The sequence below is a fragment of the Sphaerisporangium rubeum genome (genome assembly GCF_014207705.1).
Lineage (GTDB): Bacteria > Actinomycetota > Actinomycetes > Streptosporangiales > Streptosporangiaceae > Sphaerisporangium > Sphaerisporangium rubeum.
Genome location: NZ_JACHIU010000001.1, coordinates 3,240,138 through 3,258,244 on the forward strand (window position 1 = coordinate 3,240,138; position 18,107 = coordinate 3,258,244).

The window sequence follows — 18,107 nt, forward strand, 5'->3', positions numbered from 1 at the left end:
CCCAAGGGATCACCACTCACTGGCAAGAGGTTTGTGATGATCTCCACGTCCACGACCGTTCCCGCCACCCGCCGGGTGCTCGCCGCCGAGCTTCCCGGTCTGATCGGCGCACAGGTCACCCTCCAGGGCTGGCTGCACCGCAGGCGAGGCCTGAAATCCGTCGTCTTCCTCGTGCTGCGCGACCGGTCCGGCCTCGCGCAGGCCGTGTTCACCGGGCCCGGCGCCATGGCGGCGGCCGCAAGGCATCCGGAGGAGACGGTCCTCCAGGTCACCGGCACGGTGACCGGCAACCCGCAGGCCCCCGGCGGCGCCGAGCTGACGTCCCCGTCGGTGACGGCACTGTCCGGCCCCGCCGAGCCGCCACCGTTCGACCTGTACCGGCCCACGGTGGCGGCGTCCCTGCCGACGGTGCTCGACCACGCGCCGGTCGCGCTGCGCCACCCGGTGCTCCGCGCGCCGCACGTGATCTCGGCCGCCTCGGTGGCCGGGTTCCGCGCGGCGCTGGACGGGCTCGGGTTCACCGAGATCCACACCCCCAAGATCGTGGCCTCGGCCACCGAGTCAGGCGCCGGGGTGTTCGCCGTCGACTGGTTCGGCGACCGGGCCTACCTGGCGCAGTCGCCGCAGTTCTTCAAGCAGGCCATGGTCGGGGTGTTCGAACGCGTCTACGAGGTCGGCCCGGTGTTCCGCGCCGAGCCCCACGACACCGCGCGCCACCTCGCGCAGTACACCTCCCTCGACGCCGAACTCGGGTTCGTCGCCGACCACAGGGACGTGATGGCCGTGCTGCGCGACGTGCTCGCCGGCATGACGGATGCCGTACGCCGGCGGGCCGGTGACGCGTGCGCACTGCTCGGCGCCGAGGTGCCGGACGTGCCGGAACGCATCCCCGAGATCCACTTCACCCGCGCGCAGGACCTCCTCGCCGCGCACACCGGCGACGACCCCCGTGGCGAACCCGACCTCGCGCCGGCGCACGAGCGGTGGCTGTCGGAATGGGCCCTGCGCGAGCACGGCAGCGAGTTCCTGTTCGTCACCGGCTACCCCATGGCGAAACGACCCTTCTACACCCACCCCGACCCCGCGAGCCCCGCGCACTCCAACAGCTTCGACCTGCTGTTCCGCGGCCTCGAACTCGTCACGGGAGGCCAGCGTCTCCACCGTCACGAGGACTACCTGGCCGCGCTGGCCGGCCGTGGCGAGCCGCCGGCCCCCTACACCGGCTACCTCGCCACGTTCCGCCACGGCATGCCTCCGCACGGCGGCTTCGCCATCGGCCTGGAACGCTGGACGTCCCGCCTGATCGGGGCGGCCAACATCAGGACCGCCACCCTGTTCCCCCGCGACCTGCACCGCCTCACCCCCTGACCTGCTGCCTGAGCGGTACTCGCGCCGCGGACGTCCCCGGGACGTCCGCGGCGCGTGGCGACGGTGCGCCGCCGCGGGCACCGTGCCGGTTCTGGGGTGGAAACGGAAGAGAACGGGGCCGTTCGTGTTCCGTGGCCGATTTCCCGGCGCGGGATTTTATTTATTTGACAAGTAAAAGAACTCGTGTTCCTCGGGAGCGGCGATCGCCGGACGTGTGCCGCCTTTTGCCCGTTCCCTGGAACCGTGGTGCCTGCCGCGCGGGACGGATGTGAAGCGGCGCCGCCTGTCATCGATGATGACAGCGTTCACGGCCGCATAATTGCCTGCCGGTCGCGGTCCTTCTCTCCGCGTGCACAATGGGCCGGGGCGTGAAAGCGGTCAGCCGGTCAGCGGTGCCGTGAGCCGGCCCTCGAGCAGGGCTGTTCCGAGCGGCGAGACGGAGTGCAGCACGGCGGCGCCGTCCCTGCGGGTGGTGATGAGGCCGGCCTCGCGCAGCACGCCGGTGTGGCGGCTGATGGACGCCGGGGAGGTGCGCAGGCGGCGGGCCAGCTCGGTGGTGGTGGCGCCGTCGCCGAGCGCGTCGAGCACGGCGGCGCGGGTGCGGCCGAGCAGCGCGGCGAGCCCCTGGGGGTCGGCGGCGGCAGGGGCGAAGCGGTGCCGCCGCTCGATGGGGTAGATGAGCACCGGGGGCAGCACGGGGTCGGCCAGCGAGATCGGCACCCGCTGGCAGAAGTACGACGGCACCAGCCGCAGCCCCCGTCCGCCGAGCCGCAGGTCGCGGTCCACGTCGTAGTTGACCTCCAGCACCGGCGGCACCCACCGCATCAAGGGCCGCAGCCCGGCGAGCAGCCCCTCCACCCCGCCGCCGAGCAGGTCGTGAGCTCGCTGCGCTCGGTCGGCCGCGACCGCGCCGTGGACGACCGCGTGGTACGGCGTGATCGCCGCCTCGTGGTAGTCGCGCAGCGCGTGGCCCACGGCGGTCAGCACGGCGGTGTCGCCGTCGGCCAGCGGCCGGGCCCACGCCGGCAGGTCGTGGTGGCGGCCGAGCCGCGCCAGCTCCGCACGCAGGCGGCGCCGCGGCGTGGACAGCAGCGCCTCGATGCCGTGCTCCAGCCCTGCTTCGGACTCCGAAGGGGTGAGGAAGTCGGGGAAGTACGGCCCCGGCGGCACCAGCGTGTCCAGCAGGCGTGCTCCGGGCCGCATGCGCGCGAGCCGCGCCGGATGCGCGCGCAACTGGCCGAGCCAGGGCCGGAACAGCGGTTGCGGTCCGGTCTCCCGCAGCCGGAAGCGGCTCAGCACCACCTCCCACAACGGGTCGGGTGCCGCGGCGACCGTGGTGCGCGCCAGGTCGTCGGCGGTGAAGTGGATACGCAGTGTCCCCATCGTTCCCCCGTGGGATGTCGCTGCGGTCGTCACGCCTGTTTCCCCTTCCTTCATTCTGGCGTAACATGCCGAAAATCGCGGACACGGAACTTCGGCGGGGGTTTTTCCCGGGATTCAGACAGCCGTTGAAACGTTCCATTTCGTGCAGTGGCACTGGATGGCCGCGCGTGTGTCCGCGGTGTCACCAGGAGGTTTCCGCGGAGGCGTAAAACAGGTTCCTTCACGGCTCGTCACACTGGAAGATGGAAGCGTTCGGGGGCGGTTCGGCGGATTATTCCGTGACGGCCGGACAAAGCGGTTGACGCGATGTCAGGGGACCGTGGCGCGGAACGGGGGTCCGCGTCACGGTCACCCGCTCCCGGTCCGGTCGCGACTCAGGAGAGGGCATTGCTGGACACTTCCTTGGTTCGGCTCGACGACGTGCCTGTCGAGGAGCGGTTCGACTTCTGGTGGGAGGCCGTCGCGAAGTCCGTGGTCTCGGTGGACGCCGTCAGCGAGCAGGCGTCCGACTTCTGGGCCGAGATGCTCATGGTCGATCTCGGTGTGGCTCGCCTGTCCCGGGTGCGGTGCGCGCCGTTCGAGGCGCGGCGCACCACCCGCATGATCCGCAGGTCCGACCCGGGCCTGTACCAGCTCTCCCTCACCGTCCGCGGCCGGTCCGGCATCCGGCAGCTGCGCAGGGAGACCGCGCTCGGCCCGGGTGACCTGATGCTGTACGACACCTCCCGTCCGTTCCACGCCATGTCCTGGCCGCCGCACCGAGGCGCCGCCGAGGACGAGAGGAACGTCAGCGACGGGCTGATCCTCCAGTTCCCCCACAGCGCGCTCGGCCTGCCGCGGTCCGCCGTCGAACGGCTGCTGGCCGTCCGCATCCCGGGCCGTGACGGGGTCGGCGCGCTGCTGCGCACCATGCTGTGGCAGCTCGTCTCACGGTTCCGGAATCCGACCCCCGCCGACACCGTGCGGGTGTCCGGCATCGTGCTCGACCTCGTCACGGCCGTGCTGGCGCACGAGCTCGAGGCCGAGTCCGCGCCGGCGCTGCGTGACGCCGACCAGGTACTGGTCCTGCGCATGCAGGCGTTCATCGAGGAGCGGCTCGACGACCCGGCCCTGACCCCCGCCGTCGTGGCGGCCGCTCATCACGTCTCCCTGCGCCACCTGCACAAGCTGTTCGCGTCGCAGGCTCTCACCGTGGCCGGATGGATCCGCAGGCGCCGGCTGGAACGCTGCCGCCGCGACCTGTCGGACCCGCTGCTCGACGCCATGCCGATCCGTGCCGTCGCCGCGCGCTGGGGCTTCCCGAGCGACTCGCACTTCAACCGGGTCTTCAGCGCCACCTTCGGGGAACCCCCCGCAGCGTTCCGCCGCCGCAGCCGCGCACCCGAGGCCCGCTGACCCATGGACCCGGCATCCACGGAGCGGTCGCCGGCGGCCGGGCCGGCGACCGCCTCACCCGCGGCGGTCGTCCGGCCCCTCGGTGACCGCCTGACCCCCGGCCGCACCGGTCGTGCCGGTCGCGCCGTCCCCGTTCCCGGCGGCACGCGACCACGGCACCGCCGGCAGGCCGTGCCGCACCCGCAGGAAGGACCAGAACAGCGGCGCGGCGAGCAGCACCCCGAACAGGATCCACACGGTGGCCGTGTTGCCGACGCCGAACATCTTCAGCGCCGAGGCCAGCAGCACGAAGGCGAGGATCCGGCGGATCAGCCCTCCCGGCGCGCGCGAGGAGACACGCGACCCGATGTACACCCCGGGGATCGACCCGGCCAGCAGAGCGGCCGTGACGGAGAGCTGGAAGTCGCCGAAGAGCACATGACCGATCGCCGCCGACATCACCAGCGGCACCGCCTGCACCAGGTCGGTGCCGACGAGCTGGTTGGCCTTCAGCGCCGGGTACAGCGCGAGCAGCGCCACGATGATCAGGGAACCCGACCCGACGGACGTCATGCCGACCACCAGGCCGCCGATCGCGCCGACCAGCGCCGTCGGCAGCGGACGCACGGCCACGGCCGGCATGCGGACCGAGGCGGGCTCCCCGGGCCCGGCGGTACGCCGGCCGGTCTCCGTGGTGCGTCCCTCGGCCCGGTCGCGCAGCGCGAGGTAGCCGCGCACGGACAGCCCGCCGGCCGCGATGAGCAGCGCGACGCCGAGCGCGGCCTTGATGACGGCCTGCACGTCCTCGCCGTCGCCGAGTGCCCTGGCCACGAGCACCCCGGCGAACGCCGCGGGCACCGATCCGGCGCACAACCATCCCACCAGCCGCATGTCCACCGTGCCGCGCCGCAGGTGCACCGCTCCGCCGATGGGTTTCATGACGGCGGCGGCGACCAGGTCGCTCGACACCGCGGCCAGCGGCGGCACCCCGAAGAAGGTCACGAGCATGGGGGTCATCAGCGCGCCACCCCCCATGCCGGTGAGCCCGACCACGATCGCCACGAGGAAGGAACCGGCCGCCATGGTGAAGTCGAAATCCACCCGTACAACCTATTGGTATAGGGAGTTATCTCGGTCACCGTCCCCTCTGCCGGTTCCACCGGCCTCCGTCCCAGGGAGGCGGTCCCATGGCCGCTGACCGGCTCCGTCCGGTGCCGGACGAGATCGACATCAGCGTGCCGCACTCGGCGCGCATCTGGAACTACTGGCTCGGCGGCAAGGACCACTACCCGGTGGACCGGGAGGCCGGCGACGCGTACGCGCGGGTCTTCCCCGGAATCGTCGCGATCGCGCGCGCTCAGCGGTACTTCCTCGCCAGAGCCGTGCGGTACCTCGCGGCGGAGGCGGGGGTGCGGCAGTTCCTCGACGTCGGGACCGGGCTGCCGACACGGGACAACACCCACGAGGTGGCGCAGCGGGCCGCGCCGGACGCGCGGGTCCTGTACGTCGACAACGATCCGCTGGTGCTGGCGCACGCGCGCGCACTGCTCACCGGCACACCGGAAGGCGCCACCAGCTACGTGGACGCCGACCTGCGCGACCCCGGCCACATCCTGAAGGCCGCGGCCGAGACGCTCGACCTGCGCGAGCCGGTCGCGCTCATGCTGCTCGGCGTGCTCGGCCACCTGCCGGACCACGACCAGGCGCGCGACGTCGTGCGCGAGCTGATGGACGGGCTGGCACCCGGCAGCCACCTGGTGGTGGCCGACAGCACCGACACCGACGAGGCGTTCCTGCGGGCCCAGCGCCGCTACAACGAGGGAGGCTCGGCGCCGTACGTCCTGCGCTCACGTGAGCGGATCACCGCCTTCTTCGACGGGCTGGACCTCGTGCCACCCGGCGTGGTCGTGCTGTCACGCTGGCGGCCCGATGTCGGGACGCCGGAGCCGCACGAGGAGGAGCACGAGGTCTGCGGGGTGGGACGCAAGCCCTGACCCGGGACGAGGGTGCGATGACGCCGGTCCGGTACCGGCAGGCTGCCGGGTGTGCTGAAATTAGGGTCTTGTGACGGCACGCTGTTTGGGCTTTGATCGTACCGGAGAGTGATCATGAGCACCGTTCGGCCCGAAGGCGACATCGACGAGGACAGGATCCAGGACCAGCGGCCGTCGGGCCCCACGGTTCTGCGCATGGTCGTCGGCGGAGAGCTGCGCCGCCTGCGCGAGGCGTGCGACATCAGCCGCGGCGAGGCGGGGTACCACATCCGCGCCTCCGACACCAAGATCAGCCGCATGGAGCTCGGCCGCACCGGGTTCAAGATCCGTGACGTCGCCGACCTGCTCACCCTGTACGGGGTGACCGGCACGGCCGAGCGCGACACCCTGCTCACGCTGGCCGAGGAGGCCAACCATCCCGGCTGGTGGAGCGCCTACGGCGACGCCGTGCCGTCGTGGTTCGAGCCGTACCTCGGGCTGGAGCAGGCCGCGAGCGTGATCCGCTCGTGGGAGGTGCAGTTCGTCCCCGGCCTGCTCCAGACCGAGGCCTACGCGCGCGCGGTCGCCGGTCTCGCGCGCGGCCTGTCGGAGGAGGACGTCGAGCGCCGGGTGGCGTTGCGCATGCGGCGGCAGGAGATCCTGACCCGTCCCCGTCCGGTCAAGCTGTGGGCCGTGCTCGACGAGGGTGCGCTGCGCCGGCCGGTCGGCGGCCGCGCGGTGATGCGGGCCCAGATCGCGCACCTGATCGACATGGCGGCGCTGCCGAACGTCACGCTCCAGCTCATGCCGTTCAGCCGTGGCGGCCACGCGGCGGCCGGCGGCCCCATCACCATCCTGCGCATGGCCGAGGACCTCCTGCCGGACGTCGTGTACCTGGAGCAGCTCCACAGCGCGATCTACCCCGACAAGCCCGCCGACATCGACCTGTACTGGGACGTGATGAACCGCCTGAGCGTCGAGGCCGAGCCGGTGGACGTCACCCTGGGCAGCCTGCGGAGCATCCTCGACGAGACCTGAGCGAAGCGCGGCGGGGGTTCCGGCGGTAAGAGATCCCCTTGGCCGCGCAAAGGGATGGTCAACGGGTTCGACCTGCGGGAACGTACGCGTCTTGGCGTCGTCACCTGGGTGTGACACAACCCCCCATTCCTCACGTTGGTGCCATAACTTGATGAAATGGACAGCGATCGACTTCTCGGTGACCTTCTCCGCTCCAGACGTGTGGCGACCCTCCGGGACGCAGCCCCGCCGATCCATGCGGGCTGTCGCGCACGGACGGTGAGCCACGCCTCGGCATGGGGTTCCCCCGACTGCGGACCTGAGAGGTGAGCGGTGCGGAAAGCGCTTACCCTCCGAATCCCCCGGCCGGTCTCCATCCGGGCCCGCTACACGGTCGCCGCCGTCGTCACCAGTCTCGTCGTGCTGGTCTCGCTCGGCGTGTGCCTGGACGCCGTGATCCGCTACAAGGCCGTGGTGGACACCTTCGAGGCGACCAAGAGCGTGGCGAGCCAGTGGAGCGCGGCGGCGCGCGCCGGTCACGTACCGCGGGTGATCCCCGCGGTGGGGCCGGTCGATCTGATCCAGGTGGTGGACGACCACGGCCGGGTCACCCACGCCAGCGAGGCGGCGCGGGACGCCGAGCCGCTCAGCTCCGTACGGCCCCCCGCCGAGGACCGTTTCACCGAGGTGACGGTCTGTCCCGCGGCGATCGGGTGCGTGATGGCCATGGCCATCCGCGTCACCCCCGCGATGGACTCCCCGGTGGTCTATGCCGGGCTCCGTACCCCCGCCGTCCTCGCCTCCGGACACCTGGAGGCGGCCATCGGCGGCGGTGTGCTGCTGCTCACCGCGCTCGCGGCGTGGGTCGCGTGGGTGCTGGTCGGCCGCACGCTGACCCCCGTGGCGGCCATCAGGGCACGCATGGCGCAGATCACCGGCAGCGACCTGAGCCTGCGGGTCCCCGTCCCACCCGGCGAGGACGAACTCGCTCTGCTGGCGCACACCGCGAACGAGACCCTGGACCGCCTTGAGGACGCGCTGTCCCACCAGCGCCGCTTCGCCTCCGACGCCTCCCACGAACTGCGCACCCCGATCGCCGGCCTGCGCCTGCGGCTGGAGGAGGCCCTGCTGCACCCGTCCGAGGTCGATCCCCGTGACTCCATCACCGCGGCGCTCGCCACGGTGGACCACATGGAGGCCGTCGTGGACGACCTGCTGGTGCTGGCCCGCCTCCGCGCGGGGGACACGGTCTCCGGCGAGCCGTTCGACCTCGCCACCCTGATCGCCGAGGTGGTGGGGGACCTCGCGGGGGGAGTGCCGGTACGGGTGAACGTGCTGGACCACGTGCACGTGCGCGGCTCACGGGTCCAGGTGTCGCGCGTCCTGCGGAACCTGATCGTCAACGCACGGCGGCACGCCGAGTGCCAGGTGACGGTGACGGTCGACGAGCGCGACGGCGTGGCGAAGGTGGAGGTCGCCGACGACGGCGCGGGCATCGCTCCGGGTGACCGCGAGCGGGTGTTCCAGCGGTTCGTGCGCCTGGCGGACGGACGCCGCCGCGACCCGGGTGGCACCGGCCTCGGCCTCGCCATCTCCCGCGAGATCGCCGAGGCCCACGGCGGCAGCCTTCGGGTGGAGGATTCCGCGCGCGGCGCACGCTTCGTCCTGCGTCTCGACGCCGCCTACGTGGCGGCGGACATGTCCGCATCACTTGCCAGTTAGGTAAGGCAAAGCTAAGTTTCTGAGGAGTCCCCGATCCGACGGAAGGTCCTCAGATGACCATAGGCGCCGGCCTCGGCCTGTCAGGAGGGTCCCTTGCCGCCCTTGCCGGCACGCGGCACCACGAGGATCACCTCGGCGCGGCCGGCGTTCCCGCCTACCGGCCCTTCCACGTGCGGGTGGAGCGGGTGACGCGTCTCACGCCGAGCTTCGTCCGCGTCACGTTCGGCGGCGACGACCTGTGCTGTCTCGCCGCCGGCGGATCCGACCAGAGGATCAAGCTGGTGTTCCCCGACCGCGACGGCGGCTACGCGACCTTCCCCGCCGGGGAGGACTGGTGGGAGCCCTGGCGCGCGCTGCCGCCTGAGCGGCGCAACCCGGTGCGCACCTACACCGCGCGCGCGGTGCGGCCCCGGCGGCGGGAACTCGACGTGGACTTCGCTCTGCACGGTGACGGCGGCCCCGCCTCCCGGTGGGTGCTCGGCGCCGGCCGCGGCGCGCCACTGCTGGTCATCGGACCCGACTCGCGGCACGCGGGGCCGACGGCCGGCGCGGAGTGGTCGCCGCCGCGCGGAGCTGCGCGCCTGCTCGCCGCCGGCGACGAGACGGCCGCCCCCGCGCTGTCCGCCATCGCCGAGGCGCTGCCCGAGGGCCTGGACGCTCGTGTCCTGATCGAGGTGCCGGACCCCGCGGACGCCATGCCTCTCGACGTGCCGCGCGGCGTACGGGTCACGTGGCTGCCGCGCCGCGGGGCACGGCACGGGGACCTGCTGGTCCCCGCCGTCCGCGCGGCGGCACGCGCGCTGCGCGCGGGGAGGGCCGCCGCGGTCCCCGCCGAGGTGGCCGACCTGCCGCCGCGTCCGGGGGCCGGGGATGACGAGCCCCTTTGGGAGGTGCCGGGGGAGAGGGCCGCGGACGACGGCTTCTACGCGTGGCTCGCGGGGGAGGCCGGCGTGGTGAAGACCCTGCGCCGTCACCTGGTGGGGGAACTCGGGGTGGACCGGCGGTCGGTGGCGTTCATGGGCTACTGGCGCCTCGGGAGACCCGAGATCGACTGAGCTCCGGAGGCCGCCGGACGCGAACCGACGACCGGGGTGTGGCGAATGCCGTACGGCGGCGCGGACACGACCGTCCGCCTGTCTGGATATAAGCGCTGATCAGCCGAAATATTGCATCAGCCCTCGGTGGCGGCGTTCTCCGCAGGGGTATGGGACGAATCAATCCGTTCCCGGAGCACGTCGGAAAGGCGGTGAGGTCATGACCAGACCGACCGGCCTGGACACGCACCCCGACATCCTCGAGATGCGGGCCAAGTACGAGCGGGCGAGCTGGAGCGCCGGCGCGCAGGCGATCGACGGGCTGACGCTTCTCGCCGGGCTGTACCTCGCGATCTCGCCGTGGGTGGCCGGGTTCTTCGGCCTGCAGCGGATCACGGTGAGCAACCTGGTCACCGGCCTGTTCCTCGCGGCCCTCGGCGTGGGCTTCGCCTCGGCGTACGGCCGTACCTACGGGCTGACGTGGCTCGCCCCTGTGCTCGGGGTGTGGGCCATCGTGTCCCCCTGGATCCTGCGGTCGGCGACGACCTCGACGCTCTGGAACAACATTGTCACCGGTGCCGTCATCCTGCTGCTCGGCCTCGGCGCGATGGCGGTGGGAAGCCGTCCGGCGAGGATGCCGATGCGGTGACACGCGCGCGTTTTCCGTTAGCCGGCCGCCGCGTGGGGCACGCGGGTGGTACAGCCCGAAGAAAGGTGTGCCATGACAACCCTCAACGAACGGGAGAACGCGGCGAACCCGTACTCATCGCTCAGCACCGGAGAACTCGTCAAGCAGATGTCGGAGGACGTGTCGCGGCTGGTGCGCGACGAGATCCGGCTCGCCGCGCTGGAACTGTCCCGCAAGGGCAAGCGGGCCGGTCTCGGCGCCGGCATGTTCGGCGGAGCGGGAGTGCTCGCCCTCTACGGCGGTGGCGCGCTGATCGCCGCCGTCATCCTCGCGCTGGCCCTGGTCGTGCCGGGGTGGCTGGCGGCACTGATCGTCGGCGCCGTCCTGCTGCTGCTGGCCGGCGTGCTCGGGCTCGGCGGCAAGCGCCAGGTGTCCAAGGCCACGCCGCCACTTCCCACGCAGACCATCGAGAGCATCAAGGCGGACCTGGACGCCGTCAAGCAGGGGGCACACCGATGACCGAGATCGATCCCGCAGGGAAGGCGCACCACCCCACCGCCGGCGAGGTGGGTCTGCACCGCCAGGAACCCGGCACGGCGACCCCCGAGTCCGCAGGCCCGTCCCTGAACGTCCCCCGCACCCAGGCGCCGCACAAGCCGTACGTCAAGCCCGTGGTGAGCCACGGCCCGAGCGGCGACCCCCTGGCGGGACTGTCCGGTCCCGTCGGCGGGACGGACACCCGTCCGCAGACGGCGGATGTCGCCGAGGAGACGGCGCACCCCGTGCACCGTTCCGAGGAGGAACGGCTGCGCGACGAGATCGCGCAGACCCGAGAGGACCTCGGCCGCACGGTGGAGGCACTGGCCGGCAAGGCCGACATCAAGTCACGCGCGCGTGAGACGTTCGAGCGCACCCGCACGAAGGTGGCAGGCGCGGGGAACCGGGCCCGCAGCCAGACCGCGGTGGCCGCGCGCCGCCGGGCCGCCGATGTCGCCGAACGCCTGCGCGGCGCACCCGTCACCACCCGCCGCCTCGGCGGCAGGCGGCTGGACGGCCCGGACGCCGCAGGCGACCAGGACGGGACGCTCGCCGAGCGCGTGCTCGCTCAGGCGGAACGCCACCCGACGGTCCTGATCGCCGCCGGCGCCACCACCATGGCGGCGGCGGCCCTGACCATGTTGACCCGCCGCAACCCGCCGCGCGCACGCCGCCGCTGACGCCGCCGGTCCTGTGACCGGTCGCTTCGGCCGGTCACAGGAGGCGGGCCAGCAACATGCCGCAGCCTCCGGCCACCAGACCGGCGGCCACGCTGCCGGCCGCGTTGAGCACGGCGAGCAGCCGCGCGCCGGTCTCGGCCAGGCGCAGGGTCTCGTACCCGAACGTCGAATAGGTGGTGAGCGCGCCGCACAGGCCGGTGCCGAGCACCGCCATGAGCGTGTCCCCCGCCGGTAACGCGGCGAGGAAGCCCAGCAGCGCGGAACCGGCGACGTTCACGGTGAGGGTGCCCCACGGGAACACCGATCCGGTGCGGGCCTGCACCGCGCGGTCCGCGAGGTACCGCATCGGGGCCCCGGCGGCGGCGCCGGCCGCCACGAGCAGCGCGGTCGCGGCGCTCACGGTTCCTCCGCCTCGCGGCCGGCGTACCGGATCACCTCCACCGGGTCGAGCACCACCAGGCCCTCGGTGACGAGTTCGTCCAGGCGCGGCAGGAACGCGCGGATGCGCTCCTCGGTGTCGATCAGCACGACCGCGACCGGCAGGTCCTGCGACAGGGACAGGATGCGGGTGGTGTGGATGCGCGACGACGCGCCGTACCCCTCGATCCCCCTGAGCACCGTGGCACCCGCGAGCCCGTCCTCCCGGGCCCGGCGCACGATCTCGTGGTAGAGCGGACCATGACGCCACTGGTCGCTCTCGCCGATCAGGACGGTCAGGCGTGCGGCGGGGCCGTGGAGCTTCACGGCGACTCCTTCCGGCGGCGGCCGACGGCCGCGCGCGTCACGGCGGCCCCCGCGTGGACGGCGGCGAGGGCCGCGAGGAGGGTGCCGGCCAGGTAGGCCGCCGCCACGGCGGGGGCTCCCGCGGTGAGCGTGCGGCCGATGTCCACGACGTACCCGGAGAAAGTGGTGAACCCACCGAGCACACCGATGCCGAGGAACGGACGTACGAGAGGGTGCGGACGGGTCGCCTCGGTGATCACCACCATCAGGACCCCGATCAGCAGGCACCCGGTCACGTTGATCACGAAGGTCGTCCACGGGAACCCGCCGGGGGCCACGGGGAACGCCACCCCGAGGCCGTAGCGCGCGAGGGTTCCCACGACCCCGCCGGCCGAGATCACCGCGACGGTGCTCAGGCCGCCGGCGGGCACCTCAGTCGACCTCGGCGCTGCCGCTGACCCTCAGTTTGCGGCGCGCGCGCTCGTAGAAGGTGGTCGTGCCGAGGCGGACCACGCGGCCCGCGCCGCGTACGGCGCGGACGCTGACACGGTCTCCCGCCGTCAGCCGGCCCGCGACCGTGCCGTCCACCTCCACGGCGAGCCCGCCGCTCGCCGGCAGCAGGTCGAGGTCCACCTCCTCGTCGGCCGAGAGCACCAGCGCGCGGTTGAACGACGAGTGCGCGGCCGCGGGGACCACGAGGAAGCCCTCGACAAGCGGGGACACCAGCGGTCCCCCGGCGGAGAAGTTGTAGGCGGTCGAACCGGTGGACGTGGCGACGATCACCGCGTCGGCGGCGTAACGGACGAACGGGTTGCCCCCCACCGAGATGGCCACCGCGGCCATCCGGTCACCGGGGATGCGGGCGAGCGCGATGTCGTTGAACGCCGTGACGGTGTGCCCCCCGGGCAGCGTGGCGCGCACCGCCATGCGCGGCTCGACGGTGAACTCGTGGTTGTCGATGGCCGACAGCGCCGGAGGGAGCTCGCCGACGTCGATCTCGGCGAGGAAGCCCAGCTTGCCGAGGTTCACCCCGAGCACCGGAGTGGTGCGGCCGTACACCAGGCGCATGGTGCGCAGCATCGTGCCGTCCCCGCCGAGGCTGACCAGCAGGTCGGCCCGCTCCACGAGGGTCGCCGGATCGACGGCCACCGCGCTGCAGTGAATGCGGCCCACCTCGTCCGGCAGGCCGAGCACCGTGCCGTCCCGGGTGGCGGCCCACTTGACGATCGTGTCGATGGCCTCTTCGGAGTCGCGCGCCGGGTGCAGGACCAGCCCGACGGTTGTGACCATGCCCATGACGCCAACTGTACGGCCCGCGTCGTGCGCGTCCTCGCGGGTGCGTCCCGTCCGTGGCATGGTGACGAGGGGACACCGGAGGGCCGAGTGGCGCCGGTGCCGTCTCTCCCGGTCCGGCTGGACGTGACAACGCAGCCGGGGCCGCCGGAATCTGTAGTCACCACTATCTTCCGGCCCCGCCGGTATATGGTCCTGACACGCGAATCGGTGTCCGGGTGCGGCCAGCGGTTGGATGCCGCGCTGGTAGGTGCCGATAAAGGTTGCCTGGCCCCCGATTCAGTGGATAGTCACGATGCCGGGCCCGGCAATGCGGCATGCTGTTCCACACGTGGGAACCGACCGATGGCGGGTATATTCTTGGTGAGTCAAACTATGCTCCCGAAAGGAGTGGAGATGGCGACACAGATCCAGACGCTACTCATCGACGACCTCGAAGGCGGTGAAGCAAAAGAGACGGTCCAGTTCGCGATTGACGGGACCAGCTACGAGATCGACCTGAACGACAAAAACGCCAGGAATCTGCGGGAGGCCCTTTCGCCTTTCGTCTCCAGCGCTCGCAAGGCCGATCACGGCCAGGCCCGTGGCCGTAAGCGCGGCGCGGCCCAGCGTCCGGCGCGCGACAAAAGCTCCGAGATCAGGGCATGGGCCAAGGCCCACGGCCTGAACGTCAGCGAGCGAGGCAGGATCGCCTCCCACATCGTCGCCCAGTACGAAGCGGCGCAGTGAATGTTTAACCCGTCCCGCCTGGATTAGTCGCCCCGGCGAGCACGAGCGTCTCTTCGGCCCGCATCGGCGGGCCGCTCTCGTGGAGGCTGTGCTCGCATCGGGGATGCCGGCGGGACGGGGCGGCGGCCACCGGCCCCGCGCATCCGCTCTGGCCTGCGTCGATCCCCGCCTTCCCGGCGGGGCGGCCACGGCGGGCCGGTTCGGGTGGCTAGTGCTGACTTCAGAGAATTTGTTAGCTTGACCCCTATTCATTGCTCCATCCGAGGCTTAGGCGTCACGCCGGCCCGGCCGCGGGAGCAGGGGGAAATCCCGGCGCCTGGTCTCATCATCGGCACGTGATTCCGGTGATTGGGACTCCGTGCCCGCGCCGGCTCGCGCGGGCCACCGGGCTTCCGCGACGCCGCCGAGCCCTGTCAGGGTGTATGCGGGAACTTCCCGGGCTGCCAATGAGTAAAACGGTGTCACCCGGACGTGGCCGCGGCGCTCCTGCCGCGCTATTATCCGCCTCCAGGGCCCCGCCGGCCGCCGCCGCGACGGCTCCACGCCGTCCCTCCGCGCGGCTCGGCGCACCGCCGGCGGCCAATGTAATGACCACGGCGGGCCGTGAAAGTCTCAGGCAATTCTCAGGTCCGGGCCCAATCGACCCCGTCGCGCCGCCTCACGCTCCCCGTCCCATTCGGCCCTCCCACGCCTCCCGGCAATGCGGGTAACTCGTGGCCGGATAAGGCAATCCCCGGGGGTGCGATCGTTTCCCGGCCCGCTCCGACGTTCTGTAGTTGATATACGGAGGGGTCTTTTTGTCACCTTCTGTAAGCAACGTATGGCGCAATGTCGTGATTTCTTGTGCCACTGGAGATGGACGGCGGGCCGCGCCTCAGATGGTGATCCACTCCGTGACCAGGGTCAGGCCGCCGACCCGGCAGCGGAGGCTGAACGGCCCCGCCGCCACGTGGTCGCACGAGAACCGCCCCATCGCGTCGGCGGTCACGGTGACCGGCCGGCGTCCCCGCACCTCCACCTCCGCCGTCCCCGGCGGCATCACCTGACCGACGACCCTGGCGCCGTCGGCGGACACCGTGATCTCCACGTCCACGCCGGCCTCCCCGGTGCGGAAGGCCGCCACCCGCGGTCCGTCGTCGCCGCGTACCGTCCCCGCGCCGTCCAGTGAGTCGAACGCGAGCGCGGCCAGTTCGTCGTCCATGGTGCGCACCGTGAAGGCGTCCACGGCGGCCTGGAGCAGCTCAGGCGGCACCGGGTCGAGCACCGCCGCCGCCTCACGCAGCTCTCGTTCGAGAGCGTCGTCCGGCCCGGTGCCAGGGGGGGTCACGAGTCCCCTCGCTCCACGAGCAGGGCACGCAGGCGCCGCAGGCAGCGCAGCCGGGTGGGGCCGATGCTTCCCACCGGGACGCCGAGCGCGGCCGACACCTCCTGGTACTGCGGCGGCGGCGTGGCCATGAGGACGCGCAGCAGCCGCCTGCAGGTGTCGCTCAGCTCCTCGAACGCCGACCACAGCCGCCGCACCCGTTCGCCGTGGTCGGCGGCGTCCTCCGCGTGGAGCACGGCGTCCTCCGGCGTGCCGTCCGCCGACGGCCCGTCGAGCACCCACGGATCGCCGACCGGGGACTCCCTGCGAGCCATCCTGATGATCTTCAGGGACTCGTGCCTGGCCGTGGTCGCGAGCCACGACCCGACCTTCTCCGGCTCACGGATCCGGGTGAGGTGCTGCGCGAGCCGGAACCACGTCGTCTGGAACACCTCGTGCCCGTCGGCGTCGGACAGCCCGTGCGCGCGCGCGACCGACCACACCAGCGGAGCGAGCCGCTCGACGAGCGCCTTCCATGCGGCGGCGTCACCCTCGGCCGCGGCACGGAAGAGGGCACCGATGGCGTCACGATCCACGCGGACGATCCTTCTGGTGGGGATCATCATCGTACGCCGTCCACGACCCGCGCGACCCGCCGGCGGCGCGGCGGTCACACGTGCGGCAGCGGTGTCACCGGGACCGGGTTCCAGCCGGACGGCCGCAGCGCGCGGACCGGCACACCGCGCACCGTCGCGCCGTACGCCTGGAGCCGCATCAGATCCTTCGCGGCGGCCCTCGGGTCGCGCTCCCCGGTCGTCACCATGTGGTCGGCGATCATCGCCGCGACGATCGGCGTGGAGAACGAGGTGCCGCTCCACTTGGCCCTGCCGGTGAACGCCGCCTGGTCCGCGACCTGTGGCGATTCGCTCAGCGCGCCGACCCTGGCGGGGAAGCCGCAGGTGCAGTCGTACAGGAAAGGAGCGTCGTAGGACGCCAGGTAGCGGCAGCGCTCGAACGTCGAGTGCTGGTACCGGTACGGCTGCGGGCCGTCGGCCCCGAGGAACGCGCCGACCAGCCGCTCCCCGGGTGCGTACACCCGCACCCACTCGCCGTGATCGGTGAAACAGGCGCCTTCCCTGCCGTCCACCCGCAGCGCACCCACCGACACCACTCCGTCGTTCTCCGCGGGGTACCGCGCGGCGGCGGCCGGCCAGAAAGGGGCGTCACTGCCGTTGTTCCCCGCCGCCGCCACCAGCAGGGTGCCGGGATGGTCCTTCAAGGCGTCCAGGAACCACTCCAAGCCCATGAGCGGCGTGAACAGCCCGTTGGCCGCGCCGGCCGACAGGCTGATGATGTCGGGCCAGCCGGGCTCCAGCGCCGCAAGGAGCCGCTTGGCGAACTCCTCCTCCAGGACGCAGCCCGCGGGGGTCATCTTGTTGGACACCGTCACCCGCGTGTGCGGCGCCACCGCCTGGACCAGCCCCGCGATGAACGTGCCGTGGCCGACGTACTCACGCACGAACCCCGCCGGGTCGTGGGTGGGTGGCGGCCTGAGTCCGCTGCCGCCGGTGCCGGGAACTCCGGGGAACAGGGGACCACCAGGGCTCAACGGGCCGGCGCCGGGGACGAAGGGGCCGCCGGGGACCGGCGGAAGGGTGCGGTGCTCGGCGGCGCGGGGGTCCATCTCGTCGGCCGGCGCCGGCGGCACGACACCTCTCATCCAGGGGTGCATGGTGTGCAGGTCCTTGACGACACCGGTGTCGATCACGAGCACCGTCACCGGTGGCCGGTCCTCCCCGGCCGCGGCCGGGGCCGCCCGCACGGCGGGGTGGAAGTCCTCCCACGTCGCCTCCGGCTCGTCGGCAGGACAGGAGTTCACCCCGCCGGGGGTGATGGTCACCAGGTGGTTCCTGCTGGCGAGCTGCCGGCCGGCCCGGCCGTGCAGGCGTTCCAGGTCCCGCAGCGCGCCGACCACCCCGCCGTCGGGTGTGGTGGCGGTGTCCGGCGAGGCGACCGGGACCCGCAGCAGGCCGGAGGCCGGCCGGACCTCGGGGAGCCGGACCGGCTCACCCCGCCGTCCGCCGGTCGCGTTGAGCTCGTCCACCACCACGCCGGCCTCCTCGGCGCGGATCAGGAGGTAACCGCTCTCGTAGGCGTAGAAGGGGATCTCACCCGGCGGGCCGCCGACGAGCGTCGTCCCCATCGCCTCGGCGATGAACCGCAGCTGCTCATGGAATCGGTCGGGTGCCATCGGGGCTCCTCACAGGGTGGCCGGTCTCGCCGGACAAGAGTCACGTGCGGCCGGGCTGATACATCCCTGACCGATCGCGGACAACAGGAAAC

General features: G+C 72.3%; 19 protein-coding genes. 10 read left to right on the plus strand and 9 right to left on the minus strand.

What is annotated here, in order from left to right:
- The first annotated feature begins 36 nt into the window (after positions 1-36).
- A complete protein-coding gene (gene aspS, locus BJ992_RS13930) occupies positions 37-1,368 on the plus strand; it encodes an aspartate--tRNA(Asn) ligase (RefSeq protein ID WP_184981055.1) in 1,332 nt (443 codons plus the stop codon).
- Between the two features lie 378 nt (positions 1,369-1,746).
- On the opposite strand, the gene BJ992_RS13935 is transcribed toward aspS, so the two are convergent.
- Positions 1,747-2,751, minus strand: a complete 1,005-nt coding sequence (locus BJ992_RS13935; RefSeq protein WP_184981057.1) for an ArsR/SmtB family transcription factor — start codon at positions 2,749-2,751, stop codon at positions 1,747-1,749.
- A 387-nt stretch (positions 2,752-3,138) separates the two neighbouring features.
- On the opposite strand from BJ992_RS13935, the gene BJ992_RS13940 reads away from it, so the two are divergent.
- Positions 3,139-4,146, plus strand: a complete 1,008-nt coding sequence (locus tag BJ992_RS13940; protein ID WP_184981058.1) for an AraC-like ligand-binding domain-containing protein — start codon at positions 3,139-3,141, stop codon at positions 4,144-4,146.
- A 54-nt stretch (positions 4,147-4,200) separates the two neighbouring features.
- On the opposite strand, the gene BJ992_RS13945 is transcribed toward BJ992_RS13940, so the two are convergent.
- A complete protein-coding gene (locus BJ992_RS13945; protein ID WP_343072649.1) occupies positions 4,201-5,226 on the minus strand; it encodes a sulfite exporter TauE/SafE family protein in 1,026 nt (341 codons plus the stop codon).
- Positions 5,227-5,312: 86 nt separating this feature from the next.
- On the opposite strand from BJ992_RS13945, the gene BJ992_RS13950 reads away from it, so the two are divergent.
- From BJ992_RS13950 to BJ992_RS13980, 7 genes are all read left to right on the plus strand, one after another.
- Positions 5,313-6,119: an SAM-dependent methyltransferase gene (locus tag BJ992_RS13950; protein ID WP_184981060.1), complete on the plus strand. Its 807-nt coding sequence runs from the start codon at positions 5,313-5,315 to the stop codon at positions 6,117-6,119.
- Between the two features lie 114 nt (positions 6,120-6,233).
- Positions 6,234-7,136 carry a helix-turn-helix domain-containing protein gene (locus BJ992_RS13955; protein WP_184981062.1) on the plus strand — a complete coding sequence of 301 codons (903 nt, stop codon included), beginning with the start codon at positions 6,234-6,236 and terminating at the stop codon, positions 7,134-7,136.
- 312 nt (positions 7,137-7,448) lie between these two features.
- Entirely contained in the window at positions 7,449-8,837 is a 1,389-nt protein-coding gene (locus BJ992_RS32845; protein ID WP_184981064.1) for an ATP-binding protein, read from the plus strand.
- A 53-nt stretch (positions 8,838-8,890) separates the two neighbouring features.
- A complete protein-coding gene (locus BJ992_RS13965) occupies positions 8,891-9,892 on the plus strand; it encodes a siderophore-interacting protein (RefSeq protein ID WP_184981066.1) in 1,002 nt (333 codons plus the stop codon).
- Positions 9,893-10,091: 199 nt separating this feature from the next.
- On the plus strand, positions 10,092-10,520 hold the full coding sequence (locus BJ992_RS13970) for an SPW repeat protein (protein WP_184981067.1): 429 nt from the start codon (positions 10,092-10,094) through the stop codon (positions 10,518-10,520).
- Positions 10,521-10,592: 72 nt separating this feature from the next.
- Complete coding sequence (locus BJ992_RS13975; protein WP_184981069.1) at positions 10,593-11,018, plus strand: phage holin family protein; 426 nt, start codon at positions 10,593-10,595, stop codon at positions 11,016-11,018.
- A complete protein-coding gene (locus tag BJ992_RS13980) occupies positions 11,015-11,716 on the plus strand; it encodes a DUF3618 domain-containing protein (RefSeq protein ID WP_184981071.1) in 702 nt (233 codons plus the stop codon). The genes BJ992_RS13975 and BJ992_RS13980 overlap by 4 nt, the downstream gene beginning before the upstream one ends.
- A 34-nt stretch (positions 11,717-11,750) precedes the next feature.
- Here BJ992_RS13980 and BJ992_RS13985 read toward each other — a convergent pair whose 3' ends face one another.
- Genes BJ992_RS13985 through BJ992_RS14000 form a run of 4 tightly spaced genes read right to left on the minus strand, consistent with a single transcriptional unit; the run spans position 11,751 to position 13,735 of the window.
- Positions 11,751-12,116 carry a fluoride efflux transporter FluC gene (locus BJ992_RS13985; RefSeq protein WP_425503664.1) on the minus strand — a complete coding sequence of 122 codons (366 nt, stop codon included), beginning with the start codon at positions 12,114-12,116 and terminating at the stop codon, positions 11,751-11,753.
- Complete coding sequence (locus BJ992_RS13990) at positions 12,113-12,460, minus strand: DUF190 domain-containing protein (RefSeq protein ID WP_184981073.1); 348 nt, start codon at positions 12,458-12,460, stop codon at positions 12,113-12,115. The genes BJ992_RS13985 and BJ992_RS13990 overlap by 4 nt, the downstream gene beginning before the upstream one ends.
- A complete protein-coding gene (locus tag BJ992_RS13995; protein WP_184981075.1) occupies positions 12,457-12,870 on the minus strand; it encodes a CrcB family protein in 414 nt (137 codons plus the stop codon). The genes BJ992_RS13990 and BJ992_RS13995 overlap by 4 nt, the downstream gene beginning before the upstream one ends.
- Before the next feature lies 1 nt (position 12,871).
- Complete coding sequence (locus tag BJ992_RS14000; RefSeq protein ID WP_184981076.1) at positions 12,872-13,735, minus strand: NAD(+)/NADH kinase; 864 nt, start codon at positions 13,733-13,735, stop codon at positions 12,872-12,874.
- A gap of 393 nt (positions 13,736-14,128) precedes the next feature.
- Between BJ992_RS14000 and BJ992_RS14005 the strand changes: the two genes are divergently transcribed.
- On the plus strand, positions 14,129-14,461 hold the full coding sequence (locus BJ992_RS14005) for a histone-like nucleoid-structuring protein Lsr2 (RefSeq protein WP_184981078.1): 333 nt from the start codon (positions 14,129-14,131) through the stop codon (positions 14,459-14,461).
- 874 nt (positions 14,462-15,335) lie between these two features.
- Here BJ992_RS14005 and BJ992_RS14010 read toward each other — a convergent pair.
- The 3 genes from BJ992_RS14010 to BJ992_RS14020 all read right to left on the minus strand — a co-directional run bounded on the left by BJ992_RS14010 (position 15,336) and on the right by BJ992_RS14020 (position 18,015).
- Positions 15,336-15,788: a hypothetical protein gene (locus tag BJ992_RS14010; RefSeq protein ID WP_184981080.1), complete on the minus strand. Its 453-nt coding sequence runs from the start codon at positions 15,786-15,788 to the stop codon at positions 15,336-15,338.
- Complete coding sequence (locus tag BJ992_RS14015; protein ID WP_184981082.1) at positions 15,785-16,360, minus strand: sigma-70 family RNA polymerase sigma factor; 576 nt, start codon at positions 16,358-16,360, stop codon at positions 15,785-15,787. Before BJ992_RS14015 ends, BJ992_RS14010 begins: the two co-directional genes overlap by 4 nt.
- Before the next feature lie 74 nt (positions 16,361-16,434).
- The gene (locus tag BJ992_RS14020) at positions 16,435-18,015 is read right to left on the minus strand and encodes a S8/S53 family peptidase (RefSeq protein WP_221474807.1); all 1,581 of its coding nucleotides are present in this window, start codon (positions 18,013-18,015) and stop codon (positions 16,435-16,437) included.
- Positions 18,016-18,107 lie beyond the last annotated feature (92 nt).